Genomic DNA, 14,798 nt, shown 5'->3' on the forward strand with positions numbered 1-14,798 from the left:
GCCAATCAAGATCCGGGACGCAATCTCCCTGGCGGCGCCAGCCTCTTTCTCTCCTCCTCCAGCAAGGGAAGGAGATGGGGCTTGAGGGCCTGGAGGAAGGACCGATGTCCGGCGGGGTTCCAATGCATGTCGCCTCCGGGCAAGTAGAGGTCCCGGCCCCAGGTGCGGTGTATCTCGCCCATGGTCTCGGTGGGGTCGATGCAGAGCAGCCCTAGGCGCCGGCATTCCTGCAGGATGCGCCGATTGGGCAATTCGAGGTCGAAGTGCTCCTGGCGCAGCCCGTACCTGGCCACCGTTGGGGGCCAATCGAGGCGGCGCTGAACCTGAAAGCGTTGCGGCGCCAGCACGACGACCAAGCGGACCGACGACTGCTGAAACATCTCCTGGAGCATCGACAGCACCTGAAAGTGACGTTGATAAGCGACTTCGATGGAAGGAGGAGGCTGCTTCAGGAATAGTCCCAGACCGCTGCTCGGATCGAAGAGCCGCGCCCCTGCTGGGTACCAACTTGCGATGCCTTGACGCGGCTGCCCAAACAGGCGCAGCAGGGCCCAGTCCGAGGGCTGCGGCGGAGGGTCCGGGGGCCGGAGAACGTGGGCCGGGAATTCCATCGTCTCAAGCCCGTGTGCGAATCCGATCGCTTCGGGATGGAGGGAAACGTAGTCTTGCAAGACGTCGTTGCCCAGCGTGATCTGCAACAGGACGACGTGGGGATTCCAGTCCAGCCCGTAATCGGACAGGTAGAGGTAGGCGTTGAAAGGACTTTCGGTGCAGGCCAGCAAGACCTGGGTTGGCCCTCCGCGCTTGGAGACCCATTGTTGCAGAAGATAAGAATAGGTCTGGTGTTGGCCCACCCGATAACCGGCCGCAAAGGAATCGCCCAAGGACAGGATCCGCAGCGTTGCGGGCGGGGGATGGCGTGAAAATTCGCTTTCGTTGCGGAAGCCCTGACTGTTGTTGTGCCAGAGCACGGTTCCGCCCCGGCCGTCTATGACGCGGGCCCGGAAGTCGGGCTGGAGGTAGCCTCCCGGCCCCATCCGCTCACCCTCGGCCCAAGTGTCTCCGTAGTCGGGACCTTGCTGGGCCGTCTCTCTCCATTGCCCGGCCAGCCGGGCCATCCACTCGGCTGCGGCCAGTGACAGCGCCAGCGAACAACAGAAGACAAGCCCTCGCAGAAACCAGGTTGGCGCTCGGCTCATGACTCTGCTCCAAAGGCCGCTTTCCCGCGGATAGGATAGCAGCTTAGAAAAATCTTAGGAACCGAACAGGCATCCGCCTCCGCCACCTGCTAACTTGGCGTCATGTTGCGCAATGCGAGAACACGGGTGAACCGGGTGTGGACGCCGGCTCTGGTGTTGGCGGCGCTTTTCGCCATGCCGCTGGCCGGGACGTCTCAGCAAGCCTCCATCCGCTATCTTCCCAGGCCATTGCCCCCCCGACTTCCGCGTCCCCGGACACGGTCACTGACAGGCCCCTGCCTGACCTACTCGGCGTGGAGCGCGTCGCGCGGGTCGACGCCCAGGGCGCGGCGGGCCGGGACGTAGCAGGCCGCCAGAGCCGCCAGCAGCAAGATCAGCGAAGTGGAGGCCAAGGTGAGCGGATCATAGGCCGAGACGTTGAACAGCAGGCTCTCCACGAAGCGGCCCAGCACCAGCGCGCCCGCCATTCCCAGGACGCAGCCCACCACGACCATGACCAGGCCTTGCCCCAAAACCAGACGCAAGATGTCCCCGCTCTGGGCGCCCAAGGCCCGGCGGACGCCGATTTCCTGCGTCCGCTGGCCCACCAGCAGGGCCATGACGCCGGTGACTCCGGCGGCCGTGATGAGCAGGGCCAGCAGCGAGAGCAGTCCGGTCAATACGGTGGTCAGCCGCGCCGGCGCCACCGAGTCGGCCCGGATCTCCTCCAGGGTCTGCACCGAGTCCACCGTCTGGTCGGGGTCGATTTCACGGACCTTGCTGATCAAGCTCTGGGCCAGGGCGCTGGGATCGCCGGCGGTCCGCACCACCAGCCGGGAGGAAAAGGGAGCCTGGGCGAAGGGCACGTAGATCTCGTCGGCGGGCCCCTTGTCCAGGCCGTACTGGCGGATGTCGCCGATCACGCCCACGATAGTGATCCAGTCGCTGTCGCCCATGGCCGCCGAAATGCGCTTGCCCACGGGATCTTGGTCAGGGAAGTGACGTTGCGCCAGCGAGTGCGTGATGATTGCCACGCGGTTGGCCTGAGCATCGTCTCCGGCATTGAAAAAGCGTCCTCTGAGGAGAGGAATGCCCACGGTGCGGAAGTAGTCGGGCGAGGCGAAGCTGTGAGTGGCGATGCGGGGCGTGTTGCCGGCCTGGCGTCCCTCGATGTTGAATTCATGGGTCATCCCCTGCTGCTGGTTGAGAGGAACGACGCTGACGATTCCCGCCGAGACCACCCCCGGCAGGGCCCTGACCTCTTCCTCGACCTTTTCCATGAAGGCCTTGCGAGCCTCGCGGACGCCTGCCGGGCTCTGCGCGAACTTTGTGAAGTTCAGCCCCACCCGCATCGAAAGCACTTGCTCGGGCTGGAAGCCGGCGTCCACCTGCTGCAACTTGACGAAACTGCGCACCATCAGTCCGGCACCGGCCAGCAGAACCAGCGATACGCCGACCTGGGCGACCACCAGGACCTGGCGCAGCCTTTGCTTGCCGCGTCCTGAGGAGGAGCGGGTGCCGTCGCTGAGCGCTTTCTGAAGGTCTTGGCGGGGCTGCAAGGCGGGCAGGGCGCCGAAGAGGATTCCCGCCGCCATCGAAACCAGCAGGGTAAAGAGCAGCACCCTGCCGTCCACGGTGATCTCGGGCGCCCGCGGCGTGAAGCGGGCGGCGAAATCCACCAGCAGGTCGAGACCGGCGTAAGCCACCAGTAGTCCCAATAGCCCTCCGCCCAGGGCCACCAGCGACGACTCCGTGATCATCTGGCGCAACAAGCGCAGCCGTCCCGCCCCCAGGGCCGAGCGCAAAGCCATCTCCCGCTCGCGGCGCAGCAGGCGCGACAGAGACAGGTTGGCGACATTGGCGCAAGCGATCAGCAGCACCAGTCCCGAAGCCGCCAGCAGAATCAAGAAAGTGGGCCGGGCTTCCCGGGTCAGCTCGTCCTTGAGCTGGGTGGCCCTGGCCGCGAAACCGGATTCGGGAGGATAGCTCTCGCTGTGCTCGGAAGCCATGCGGCGGGCCACCGCCGCCACGTCCCGTTCGGCGTGCTCCAGCCTGGAGCCCTCCTTGAGCAGGGCGAAGACATTCATCATGCGCGCGTTGCGGTTGTCGATGAAGCCTTGACTGGAGCGGGTGGGGCAGTGAGAGGTGGGCATGTAGACGTCGTTGTAACGCGGATACTGGGGAAGCGGCGGCAAGACGCCCACCACCTCGTGAATGTTGTCGTTGACCTTGAAGGTCTTGCCGATGATGTCGGGATCGCTTCCGTGGCGTCCCGCCCAGTACTCGTAACTGAAGACCAGGATGGGAGGAGTGCCGTGCTGGTCCTCTCCCTTCTGAAAAGTGCGGCCCATCATGGGCTCTACGCCCAGCACGTCGAAAAAGTTGGCCGACACCACTCCCGTGCGCACCCGGTGGGGTTCCAGCTCGCCCCAAATGGTAAAGCCCATCGAATGGTATTCCACGACTTCCTGCAGCGTCTGGTTCTGGGCCCGGTAGTCCTCGATCTCCTTGACCGAGAAGGGCATCGCCTGAGTGCCGCCCCGGTTGGTCTCCTGGTGGATGATGACGATGCGCTCATCCTGGGCGTAGGGCAATGGCTGCAAGAGGACGCCGTTGACGATGCTGAAGATGGCCGAATTGGCGCCGATGCCCAGCGCCAGGGTCAAGACGGCCAGCAAAGTGAAGGTAGGCGCCTTGCGCAAAGTACGCAGGGCGAAACGAAGATCTTGTCCTAGATTCTCTATCAAAACTGCACACCTCGTGTTTGCCGCAACCTGGCGTCGGTGCCGGTCTACTCCCGTGAGCATCTGACAGCATAGGACATTTTATTTTTTAACACAAGTGAAAATATGAAGCGGCAGTGACTTGGGGAGCCGGACCGCGGCAGGCCGCGATCCGGCTTTCGGCTTACTTACTGGCCCGAGTGGGCCTTAAGCGCCTGGCCGATGTATTCCCACAGGTCATCGTCGACCGGCATGCCGTGTTTTTGCAGCACCCGGGGGCCGCCCTCGGACTGATACAGGTTGCCCAAGGACTGCTCGATGTCGGTCTCGCCTCCGGTGAATTCGGCGATCAGCGCCTGGTACTTGGAGACCGCCTCGGAGAGCTGCGGGCTGTGCGGGGCCAATCCTTCAGAACGGGCCTCTTCAAAGCGCTTGAAGAGCTGGGTCCACTCGCCTTGGACTTCTTCGATGCGCTCTTGGCCGATGGCCTTCCCGCGCTGCTTGAGCCGCTCCAGTTGTTGTGGCGTGTAGTAGTTCTCGATCATGCTCATAACCTCCATTGTCTCGAGGAATTGATCCACCGAGACGTCGTCATTGGCGCGCAGCCGGTCAGCCATGGCCCCCAGCCGCCGCAAGAGCGTCTGTTGGCGTTCGGCTTGTTGGCGGACGCGCTCGATGTGCATTTCCAACACGCGCAGCGGGGAATAATCGGAGCGGTCCAGACACTGGCTGATTTCTTCCAGCGACATCCCCAACTGCTGTAGAGAGCGGATGCGGTAGAGACGTGCCAGGTCGTCTTTGCCGTAGAGCCGATGGCCTCCTTCGCTCTGATAAGAGGCCGAAAGCAGTCCGATCTCGTCGTAGTAGTGCAGGGTGCGGACGGTGACTTTCGTCCGCCTGGCCAGCTCTCCGATTTTCAGCAAACGCATGTCGATGTCCTTTGCGGCCTGGTCATGAGGAAATCCCCTTCCCAAGCCGTCCAGGAATGGAGGCTAAGTCCTCACGTTACGTGAGGTTCAAGAAAAAAATGAAAGGAATGGAATTTTACTTCTTGCGGTGGGTGAAGGCCAGGCCCGACCAGACCTGGTCGATGGCGCAGATCTTGAAGTCGACCAATCCCAGGGACAGTCCCAGTTCGCGCACGATGGCCTGGGTGACGTCGGTCTTGACGCCGGAGGCTTTCTTGGGCCAGGCGATCCAGAGGCGCTGAAAGTCTTGGCGCTGGGCGATCTTGGGAAGCCGTTGCCTGAGGCGGGAGGCCGAGTCGACGAAGAAGATGATCAGATCGCAATGGCCCTGCATGCGCCGGCGCAGGGTGACATCGTCGGGCAGTTGGCCCAAGGTGTTGTGGAAGTCCTCGGGGGCGCCGGACAGCGCCACCGTCATTCCGGCTTTGATGCCGAGTTTCTTGGGCAGAGGCGTGCCCGAGTATCCGGCCAGCGTGGAATCGGGAACGACAGGTTTTTCAGGAGGATTGGCCATGGCTTTTCGCAGCGTTGTCCCGATTTCGTCCCACTCGCAATAGAAGGCGTCGGGAAGCGCCTCGCGCACCTTTTCTTTCTTTGACGGATCGCCGTCCACGAAGATCAGAGGAATCCCGCGAGTGAGGGGACTCTGGCGCAGTCCGAAGGCCACGTCGCGACCTGCCGAGGGCAAGCGCGAGAGGTCGATGACCACCGCATTGGGCGGGTTCTGGCGCAGTTTGCGGAAGAGCGCCTGGCCCCCCTCAGGGTCGGTAAACTCGACCGCGAAACCCTGGTTCTGCAAGCGGGTGACCCGCTCGGGCAGCTCCTCCGCCTTCCAATGAATCAGTCGAATCCTCTTCATGACAGATAGATTTGTGGCAGACTCCCTACCTTGTAGAGTCGGCGCCAGGCTAAATGCCTTCAACACTTTAAACATTTTTGAAGGCGAGAAGGCAAGGGATTTGTCTCGTGGAGCATACCGTAAATTTCTATCCTCTCCTGGTGGTGACGCTGTTGGCTGTGGCTGTGCCGGTGGTCTTGCAGCGTTTTCGCGTCCCCATCATTGCGGGTGAAATCCTGGCTGGGATCGTTGTGGGGCCGACGGTTTTCGACCTGCTGGGAGGCGACCCCAATCCCTGGCTCGAGTTTCTCAAGCTGTTCGGCTTCGTCTACCTGATGTTCCTCTCCGGACTGGAGATCGACTTCGATTTGTTAATCGACCGGACCGAAGTGAAGCGGGCTCGGGGGGTGAAGCGGCTGGTCAATACTCCGCTCAAGGCGGGCTTGCTCTTCTTCGCCCTCACTTTGGTGCTGTCGATGGGCGCTTCGCTGTGGCTGATCGTGGAAGGCTACGGCAGGGACCTGGTCATCATGAGCCTGATCTTCTCGACCACTTCGCTGGGGGTGGTGATGCCGGTGCTCAAGGAACGCGAGCTGACCTTCACCGACCTGGGGCAGTACATCCTGGTGGCTTCGGTTGTGGGCGATTTCGCCACCGTGTTTTTGGTCAGCGCCTATGTGACCGTCTACACCGCGGGGCTCAGCTTCGAGATCATGCTGATCCTGGTGCTCCTGGCGGCCACCTTTCTCATCTACCGGCTGGCTCACGTTTCCCGCCGTCACCTGCCGCTGGAGCGGCTGGTAGAAGAGCTCTCTCACGCCACCGCGCAACTGGACATCCGCGGGTCGCTGGCGCTGGCGGTGGTCTTTATCGCCTTGGCCCAGGGCCTGGGGGTGGAGGTGATTTTAGGGGCCTTCCTGGCCGGCGCCATCGTTTCGCTGCTGTCCGATGAGCAGGGTTCGGATCTGCGTCCCAAGCTGAACGCCCTGGGCTACGGCTTTTTCATTCCCATCTTTTTCATCATGGTGGGGGTGGACTTCGATATCCACGCGCTGATGGAGTCTCCCGAGGGGTTGGCCGCTGTTCCCATCTTCATTTTCATCGCCTTCGCGGTGAAAATGCTGGCGGCGCTGGTCTACCGTCTCCGCTTCACCTGGCGAGAGGTGATCGGCATCGGTTCGCTGACCTCGGCCCGCCTCAGCCTGATCATCGCGGTGGCTGCGGTGGGGGTTAATCTGGGCGCCCTGTCCGAGGCCATGAACTCGGCCATCATCCTTCTGTCGCTGGTGACGGTGGTGGCGGCGCCGTCAGTCTTCAACCGGCTGATCCCCATGACCCGCCACAGCCGCAGGCACGTCATCATCGCCGGCTCGCCGCCTCAGGCCCGCGTGCTGGCTCAGCGTTTGGCGGAACGTCACGAGCCGGTCATCGTGGTGACCGCCAACGCCACTTTCGTCGAGGAGGCCCTCAAGGCCGGCATCGACACCATCAAGGTCGAACCTGGAAAACACGCCAAGGGCTTGGCCAAGGCGCGTCCTCAGGAAGCTTCGGCGCTGGTCTGCATGCTGGAGGACGAAAACGCCATCGAGGATTTGGCGCCCAAGGCCCGGCGCGAACTGGGCATCCCCACAGTGATCGCCTATGTGCAGGACCGCGACCGGGCCGAGCGTTTGCGCAAGGAGGGTGTCAAGATCGTTGATCCTACTTTTTCCCTCATCGTCATTTTGGAGGCCATGGTACGGCATCCCCAGGCGTTCTCGCTGCTGACCGACTTCGACACCGAGCGCGACGTGAGGGTGGTGCGCATGTCCAACGCGGCCCTGGAGGGGCGCCGGCTGGGCGAAGTGAGTCTGCCCGGCGACGCCCTGGTCCTGGTGGTCGACCGCGACGCCGAATTGGTCATCCCAAGGGGCGGCACCCAACTCTACCGGGGCGACCTGCTGACCGTGGTAGGCTCGCCAGAGGCCGTCGAGCTGGCGGCCGAGAAACTGACGGCCCACTGAAGGGTTGTCGGACCGGCTTGAACTCGCCGGGGGAGTCCTTTAGCCTCAGGAGATGTCCTGGGCACAGGCGGCCTCCTCTCCGGCTGCCGTATAATCACGTCTTTGGAAGAGGAATCCATGAACAGTGAGTTCCAGTTCGAATGGGGGGAGCAGGACTTCCCCGGTGAAACGACCTCGTTGCGCAAGTTCGGCCCCTTGAGAGTTTGGCATAGGGCCTCCAAGGGAGATCTCTGGCTGGCCTGGATGGAGGTCGGAGAGCAAGGGCCCGAGCCTGAAACTCCCCACCACTTCGATGACAAGTGGGTCCGCTATGCTTTCAGGGGCAATCCCCGCAAGATCCGCTTCTTGCCGGTCTTTCCCGACCGTCCGGTTGTGATGCAGCCCGAGGCCCCTTTCTTTTTGACGCCCAAGAGCGAGGCCCGCGTTTATGTCAACATTCCGCTCTGGGTGCGGGTCGAGTTGGCCGACAATCAGACCACGCTGCTTCGCGAGATTCCATCGCTTGTCCTGTCCAATACCTGGCAAGGATCGTTCTTCGAGGGCGACTTGGCCTACTGGCTCTCCACCCGGGCCCGCCGCGAGGTCGAGCCGCCTATGCAGTTGCCTCACACCGCCGTCTGTCCCATCCAAATCCACAACCGCTCGGAAGAGGAACTGAAGGTGGAGAAGATCTGCCTGCGAGTCGGTTGGCTGAGCATCTTCGAGAAGGAAGGGGTCTTCTTCGGCGATGCCTGCCATGTCGAGTACAGGGGAACCGACGACACCAGCCAGGTTGAAGCCAAGGGGCGGGCGCCTCGGGAGGCGTCGGGAGCCAAGCTGATCACGCGTCGGCGTACTCCGGCCCGCAGAGGGCTGGCCTCGACCTTCTCTCAACTGAAATCGCTGCCCGGACTGGGCATCTTCACAAGCTAAGCGGTATTGCATCAAGGAGCCACAACCATGCAGTTAGCGGCAATGCAAATCCTGGGCTATGACCTGAGCGGCGTCTTGACGCCCGAGCGGATCGCAGACGCGGTGCGCGTGCTGCTCACCATTCTGATCGGAGTGCCCTTGGTGTTCGGATTCTCGCGCTGGATCAAGCGCATGATCTCCAAGCACATCGGAGTCCAGCAGGCCATGCTGGCCGGCAAGGGAACTTCCATCCTGGGGCTGGCCGCGATTCTGGTAATGGTGCTGCAGATCCTGGAATTTCCGCTCTCAACTTTGCTGGGGGCTGCCGGAATCTTCTCCCTGGCGATCGCATTCGCTTCTCAGACCAGCGTTTCCAACATTATCAGCGGGATCTTTCTGGCCACCGAAAAGACCTTTAAGCCGGGCGATCTTCTTACGGTCAGCGGCTTCACCGGGGAGGTGATCTCAGTCGACACCCTGTCGGTCAAGCTGCGCACTTTCGATAACCGTCTGGTGCGAATTCCCAACGAGAACATGATCAAGACCGAGATGCAGAATTTCACCGCCTTCCCCCTCAGGCGCATCGATCTCAATGTGTCGGTCGCCTACAAGGAAGACCTCAAGCGGGTGCGGCAGATTCTGCTGGACATCGCCACCGAGCATCCGCTGGTGCTGCAAGAGCCCAAGTCGCTGGTGATTCTGGCCGGCTTCGGGGCCTCTTCGATCGACATTCTCTTTGCCATCTGGGGTGTCAAGACCGACTTCCTCACCATCAAGAACGAAGTCACCGAGACCATCAAGCGGCGGTTCGACGAGGAAGGCATCGAGATCCCCTTCCCCCACCTGTCGCTCTACAAGGGCGAGGCCAGCGAACCCTTTACGGTCAGGGTCATTCAGGACGAGCCGGAGTCCGCTACCGGGGTCTAGCGGCTTTGCGGGAGGAGTCTGGAAAGGGCGCCTTCCAGAGAGCAACCTGCTTCAGGGGACCAGGGGGGGGCACGGCTGGTGCCGACTCTACAAGGTAGGGAGTCTGGGGGGCCACCAGGGAGCAACCTGCCTCCGAGGGCCCCGGGGGGAAACAGGCCTGGTGGGAGGAGTCTGGGGGAGGACGCCCGCCTTCCAGGGAGCAACCTGCCTCAAAAGGACCGAGGGGAAACAGGCCTGGTTGGAGGCGCATCCCTGCGGCGATGGGCAGGATGAAGCGGTACGGCTCGCCGTTTGTCTTTGCCTGGACGTTCATAGAAGAGTCAGCACAGCGGTCGCTCGACCCTCCGGTGGGGATCGCCGCAAGGATGCGCCTCCCACCCGGCGACGATCCTTTCCACACACCAACCCCACCGCCGGCTGGCGATCTTGCAGGAGGAGTCCGGGGGAGGACGCCCGCCTTCCAGGGAGCAACCTGCCTCAAAGGACCGAGGGGAAACAGGCCTGGTGGGAGGCGCATCCCTGCGGCGATGGGCAGGAGGGTGCGGTACGGCTCGCCGTTTGTCTTTGCCTGGACGGCTCATAGAAGAGTCAGCACAGTGGTCGCTCGACCCTCCGGTGGGGATCGCCGCAAGGATGCGCCTCCCACCCGCCGACGATCCTCTCCACACACCAACCCCACCGCCGGCTGGCGATCTTGCAGGAGGAGTCTGGGGGAGGGCCGCCCATCCGCCGACGATCCTTTGTACGCAGCACACCCACCACTAGCGGCTTTCGCTGTCGGGGACGGTGTCGGGGCGGCGCAGTCCGGGGAGGCGGGAGAGGTCGCCCGAGAGCTGTCCGCTGTCACGCACTTGACCGTAGATGTCCTTGGTCTGGAAAAAGATGCCCTGCGGACGCACCTCCACGACCACGTAGCCGTGAAACCGTCCGTCGGGAAACTCGGGATTAGGGAAGGCGTGCTGGAGCTGCGAACGCCATCCGGGGACGGCGTCACGGGCCCGCTGCTGGTAAGCTAGAAAGACCTCCTCATCCTCGAACAACTCGCGAATGTCCTGGGGATCGGAGAGCGGCTTGCCTCGCAGGCGCACGCCTCCGTTGCCCACCACGAACCAGTTGAGGACATGGACGTAGCTGTCGCCGTTGCGGATGACCTCGCGCCAGCGCTCGTAATAGTGAACGTGGCCGGTGAAGACGGAGGTCACCTTGCTGCTGCGCAGCAGGTCGGTCAAGTAGAGCCGATGCTCGCCCGCCGTGAGTCCGGGGATGGTCTGGTTGATCATCATCTCGCGGTGTCCCGGATGGCCGCCGAACAGACCGAACTTGGGCTTGTTCTCGTCGCTGGAGAAGGGGGAATGGTGCATGAAGATGAACCTGGCCCGGATAGCCGGGTCGTTCTTGGCCCGGTCCAACTCGTCCAGCAGCCATTCCAGTTGCTCTTCCCGCAGCCCCCGATAGGGTTCGAGTTGATGAGTGGCGGCGTATTTGCCTTCATCGATGAAGAGGTTTGAATCGAGGCAAATGAAGAGGACTCCGGCGTATTCGAAGCTGTACCACAGCTTCTGTTCCTGCAAGTCGCCCATGTGAGCGTTTTGGGGCAGCTCGCTCAGCCGTCCAAGCACGGTGCGGAAGAAGCCGGTGAATCCCGCCCTGCTGGCGGGGCTGCCCCATTCGACATCGTGGTTGCCCGGCGAAGGAAAGAAAGGCGTATGCTCGACCAGGGGTGCGGCAACGCTCAGGAAATCCTTCACATAGCCCTCTCCATCGTCCTTGGAGATGTCGCCGGGATGAATGATGAAGGCCACGTCTTCCTCTTTCATCATCTGCTCCACCAGGCGGTTGTGGCCCTCGCGGTGGTTGTGCTGAATGTCTCCGTAGACGAGAAAGCGGAAGGATTGGCCGGCTGATGGCAGAGGCAGTCCGGGAAAAGGCAGTGCGGGCCCGCCCGGCCCATCCGAGGAGGCTGGAGGAAGCAGCCAGAGCGAGAGCAGGAGAAGGCTGGGCGCATGCAACATCGGCTTCATTATAAGGCACTGGCGCCGGTCGCTTCTTGTACCGCATCGATGGAATACCCAGGGGGCGGGTCGGCATTTCTCTAAGTGGGGGCGGAAAGGACAAAGTGAAGTACGACTACCACTTGATGGTTATCGGAGCCGGATCAGGCGGGCTTCCGCTCATCCGGGGAGCTCATGAGCTGGGACTCAAGGCGGCCCTGATTGAAAAGGAAAAGATCGGCGGCGACTGCCTCAATTTCGGATGCGTCCCCTCCAAGACCTTCCTGAAAAGCGCCAAGATCGCCCAACGCATCCGCAGCGCCGACAAGTACGGATTCGAGCCGCGCCAGGTAACGGCCGACCTGGGACAGGTGCTGGAACGTCTGCGCCGCGTGCAAGGCAAGATCGAAGAGCACGAGAGCAAGGAGTATTTCGAGGAGCTGGGAGTGGACGTCCACATCGGTTCTCCCTCCTTCCTCGACCGCCACACCATCCTGCTGCAGGGCCGCAAGCTGACCTCCAAGAAGTTCGTCATCGCCACCGGCTCCCATGCCGCTGTGCCTCCCATTCCAGGACTCGACAAGACTCCGGTGCTGACCAACGTCGAGCTCTTCGACGGAACCCTCAGCGAGCTCCCCGAGTCGCTCATCGTACTGGGCGGGGGACCCATCGGAACCGAGATGGCCCAGGCCTTTTGCCGCTTCGGCAGCCGGGTCACGCTGGTGGAGATGGCCGATCACATCCTGGAAAAGGACGACGCCGATGCGGCGCTGGCCCTGCAGGAAGTCATGCGTCAGGAAGGCGTCGAGATCCTGACCCGTCACAAGGCGGTGGAGGTGGGCCGGGAAGAGGGCGGACGGTTCGTGGTGACCGAAGACCGCGACGGGGCCAGGCGCAAGCTGCAAGCCCAGACCATCCTGGCGGCGCTGGGACGGCGGCCCAACGTGGAGGGGCTCGATCTTGAAAAGGCCGGAGTCCGATACGGGAAGGACGGAATCGAGGTCAATTCGCGCCTCAGGACCTCGGCCTCCAACATCTGGGCGGTGGGCGACGTGGCCGGACCTTATTACTTCAGCCATACCGCGGCCCATCAGGCCGGAACGGCCTTCGCCAACATCTTCTTCCGCTTCCCCGCCTCCCAGGACCTCACGGTGGTTCCCTGGGTCACCTTCACCGACCCCGAGCTGGCCCGCGCCGGTCTGACCGAGAAGGAGGCCGAGGAGAAAGGAATCGATTTCGACGTGGCCCGCTTCGGCTTCGACCAACTCGACCGTGCCCTAACCGAGTCTGAGACCGCCGGCTTCGCCAAGATCCTCATCTCCAAGGGCAAGATCATCGGCGTTCACGTTTTGGGCAATCACGCCGGAGAGGTGCTGCATACGCTTTACTTGGCCATGAAGCAGAAGATTTCGGCACGCAAGGTGGCCCAGACGATTTACGTCTACCCCACCCACTCCGAGATCATCAACCGCACACTGGGCGAGCACTTCAAGAAAAAAATCTATTCCGTATGGATGAAGAGGCTGGTCAGGTGGATCTACTAAAAGGCGGCGAGCGATGAGCAAGTCAGGCTTGGCGCGTTTGGCCCTTCTTTCGATCTTGGCGGGCCTGGTGGTCTACCTGCTCTTCTTTTCGGGCATCGACCGCTCTCAGTTCACGGTGGAAAGCCTGCGCCGCTGGGTCAGGGGCTACGGCGCGCTGGGGCCGGTGATCCTGGTGGGGCTCTACAGCATCCGTCCCATTTTTCCCGTCATCTCGCCGCTTCCGGTGGCCATCGTCATCGGGGCCATTTACGGCACCTTGGCGGGAACCGTCATGGTGGGAATAGGCGCTACCCTGGCGGGGCTCTTCGGCTTCTATCTGGCCCGTTTTCTGGGAGGTGATTTCGTCAGCCGAAAGGCCTCCCAAGGCGGACGCTTGAGCAAGCTGAAGAAAAAGTTCGAGGAGGGCGGATGGGCCTCCGTCATGGTCGCGCGCTTCGCTAATCTGCCCTGGGACCTGGTCAGCTTCGCCAGCGGACTGAGCGAGATCAAGGTGCGCGATTTCTTTATCGGCACCGCCATCCCGGCTGTGCCTCTGGGATTCATCGCCGTCTATTTCGGCAGCGTTTTCTCGCAGGTGAACCGGCTTTCCGACCTCCTGGCCCCCGGCCCCCTCTCGGCGCTGGCCGTCTTCGCGGGAGGAATCATCATCCCCATCTGGATCAAGAAGCGGCTTGACCCAGCCGGTGCCCAATCCCAAGATGAGAAGCAAGAGGCTACTTGATATCCATCGTGATACCGGCATACCAGGAAGCTCCCGGCATCGAGGACGCCCTGGAGCGGCTCTTCCATCCCGCGGTGAGCGGCGCAACCGCCATGGAGGTCATCGTTTCGGTGGCCGGGCAGGACGATACGCTTGAGCGCGTCCTCGACTTCGGCCGCCGCCGCCGCCTCGACAATCTCAAGGCGGTGAAATCGCAGAGAGGGCGAGGCCTTCAACTGAACCGCGGGGCCCAAGAGGCGCGCTTTTCCATCTTGCTCTTTCTTCACGCCGACGTCTCGCTGCCTTCGGGAGCGCTGCCGGCCGTGCTGGATGTCCTGGGCGACGAAGACGTCCTGGGCGGGTCTTTTCTCAAGCGCTACCGCCAGCGCAGTTGGCGTTTGTGGGGCAATGTCGCCGTATCCTATCTAAGGGTGCGCTATTTCCACGTCTTCTTCGGCAACGACTGCATCTTCGTGCGCCGCCGCGTTTTCGACGACCTGGGCGGATTCGCCCCCATCCCCCTGATGGAGGACGTGGACTTCTCGCGCCGCCTGCGCCGTCTCTGCCGGCGCACCCCTCGCGGACGGCTGGCCATCATCCCATTGGCCGCCCAAGCCTCGGCCCGCCGCTATATCGAACGGGGGGTGCTGCGGCAGAGTTGGACCATCCTGCGCACCATGACGGCCTACAAACTGGGCCGCTCGCCGCAGGAACTCGACCGCAGCTACCACCGTTACGACTAGGGCTGCCGGTCATAAATTCTGAGCCAGGGGCCCTCCGTTTCTTGTCTCTGAAAGGGACAGATTCGCCAGCCCGGCGACTCTGTTAGAAGTCAAGTCCGGGCTCGCTGAAGGCGAGCGATTCGCCAGCCCAGGGTCAGTCCCGGCGAGCGCCAGCGAGACGGCGGCGCCACCCTGGGTTTCAGACGGCAAATGTGCAAACGCTGAAAGCGTGGGATAACGCCACAGGGTGGCTCAGAACTTTGACGCACTGCACTAGGCAAAGAAAGGTGGGAGGCGCATCCTGGGGGCGGTT

The 14,798-nt window shown here is 62.5% G+C and carries 11 protein-coding genes; 6 read left to right on the plus strand and 5 right to left on the minus strand.

The genetic code is table 11. The features are described from left to right. Positions 1–5: 5 nt before the first annotated feature. The 4 genes from VLU25_20075 to VLU25_20090 all read right to left on the minus strand — a co-directional run bounded on the left by VLU25_20075 (position 6) and on the right by VLU25_20090 (position 5,728). A complete protein-coding gene (locus tag VLU25_20075; GenBank protein ID HSR70238.1) occupies positions 6–1,199 on the minus strand; it encodes a hypothetical protein in 1,194 nt (397 codons plus the stop codon). 284 nt (positions 1,200–1,483) lie between these two features. Further along, positions 1,484–3,925 carry an ABC transporter permease gene (locus tag VLU25_20080; protein ID HSR70239.1) on the minus strand — a complete coding sequence of 814 codons (2,442 nt, stop codon included), beginning with the start codon at positions 3,923–3,925 and terminating at the stop codon, positions 1,484–1,486. Positions 3,926–4,089: 164 nt separating this feature from the next. Continuing rightward, positions 4,090–4,830, minus strand: coding sequence for a MerR family transcriptional regulator (locus tag VLU25_20085; GenBank protein HSR70240.1), 741 nt, complete (start codon positions 4,828–4,830; stop codon positions 4,090–4,092). Positions 4,831–4,945: 115 nt separating this feature from the next. Beyond that, positions 4,946–5,728 carry a hypothetical protein gene (locus tag VLU25_20090; GenBank protein ID HSR70241.1) on the minus strand — a complete coding sequence of 261 codons (783 nt, stop codon included), beginning with the start codon at positions 5,726–5,728 and terminating at the stop codon, positions 4,946–4,948. Between the two features lie 107 nt (positions 5,729–5,835). Here VLU25_20090 and VLU25_20095 point away from each other — a divergent pair, with 107 nt between their 5' ends. The 3 genes from VLU25_20095 to VLU25_20105 all read left to right on the plus strand — a co-directional run bounded on the left by VLU25_20095 (position 5,836) and on the right by VLU25_20105 (position 9,528). Further along, positions 5,836–7,710, plus strand: a complete 1,875-nt coding sequence (locus VLU25_20095) for a cation:proton antiporter (protein ID HSR70242.1) — start codon at positions 5,836–5,838, stop codon at positions 7,708–7,710. 117 nt (positions 7,711–7,827) lie between these two features. After that, positions 7,828–8,622 carry a DUF432 domain-containing protein gene (locus VLU25_20100; GenBank protein HSR70243.1) on the plus strand — a complete coding sequence of 265 codons (795 nt, stop codon included), beginning with the start codon at positions 7,828–7,830 and terminating at the stop codon, positions 8,620–8,622. Between the two features lie 27 nt (positions 8,623–8,649). Beyond that, the gene (locus VLU25_20105) at positions 8,650–9,528 is read left to right on the plus strand and encodes a mechanosensitive ion channel family protein (GenBank protein ID HSR70244.1); all 879 of its coding nucleotides are present in this window, start codon (positions 8,650–8,652) and stop codon (positions 9,526–9,528) included. 761 nt (positions 9,529–10,289) lie between these two features. Here VLU25_20105 and VLU25_20110 read toward each other — a convergent pair. Further along, a complete protein-coding gene (locus VLU25_20110; GenBank protein HSR70245.1) occupies positions 10,290–11,540 on the minus strand; it encodes a metallophosphoesterase in 1,251 nt (416 codons plus the stop codon). Between the two features lie 104 nt (positions 11,541–11,644). Here VLU25_20110 and VLU25_20115 point away from each other — a divergent pair, with 104 nt between their 5' ends. The 3 genes from VLU25_20115 to VLU25_20125 are packed head-to-tail and all read left to right on the plus strand — an operon-like array spanning position 11,645 to position 14,506. Then, positions 11,645–13,063 (plus strand): mercuric reductase, encoded by a 1,419-nt coding sequence (locus VLU25_20115; GenBank protein ID HSR70246.1) that lies wholly within the window; start codon positions 11,645–11,647, stop codon positions 13,061–13,063. A gap of 13 nt (positions 13,064–13,076) precedes the next feature. Next, positions 13,077–13,784 (plus strand): TVP38/TMEM64 family protein, encoded by a 708-nt coding sequence (locus tag VLU25_20120; protein ID HSR70247.1) that lies wholly within the window; start codon positions 13,077–13,079, stop codon positions 13,782–13,784. Between the two features lie 8 nt (positions 13,785–13,792). After that, entirely contained in the window at positions 13,793–14,506 is a 714-nt protein-coding gene (locus VLU25_20125) for a glycosyltransferase (protein ID HSR70248.1), read from the plus strand. Positions 14,507–14,798: the final 292 nt, after the last annotated feature.

It is taken from the genome of Acidobacteriota bacterium (genome assembly GCA_035471785.1).
GTDB lineage: Bacteria > Acidobacteriota > UBA6911 > RPQK01 > DATIPO01 > JANQFM01.

Excerpts from the sequence above, each read along its gene's own strand:
- VLU25_20075 (HSR70238.1), bottom strand. The coding sequence starts at position 1,199 with ATGAGCCGAGCGCCAACCTGGTTTCTGCGAGGGCTTGTCTTCTGTTGT.
- VLU25_20085 (HSR70240.1), bottom strand. The coding sequence starts at position 4,830 with ATGCGTTTGCTGAAAATCGGAGAGCTGGCCAGGCGGACGAAAGTCACC.
- VLU25_20090 (HSR70241.1), bottom strand. The coding sequence starts at position 5,728 with ATGAAGAGGATTCGACTGATTCATTGGAAGGCGGAGGAGCTGCCCGAG.
- VLU25_20100 (HSR70243.1), top strand. The coding sequence starts at position 7,828 with ATGAACAGTGAGTTCCAGTTCGAATGGGGGGAGCAGGACTTCCCCGGT.
- VLU25_20105 (HSR70244.1), top strand. The coding sequence starts at position 8,650 with ATGCAGTTAGCGGCAATGCAAATCCTGGGCTATGACCTGAGCGGCGTC.
- VLU25_20110 (HSR70245.1), bottom strand. The coding sequence starts at position 11,540 with ATGTTGCATGCGCCCAGCCTTCTCCTGCTCTCGCTCTGGCTGCTTCCT.
- VLU25_20120 (HSR70247.1), top strand. The coding sequence starts at position 13,077 with ATGAGCAAGTCAGGCTTGGCGCGTTTGGCCCTTCTTTCGATCTTGGCG.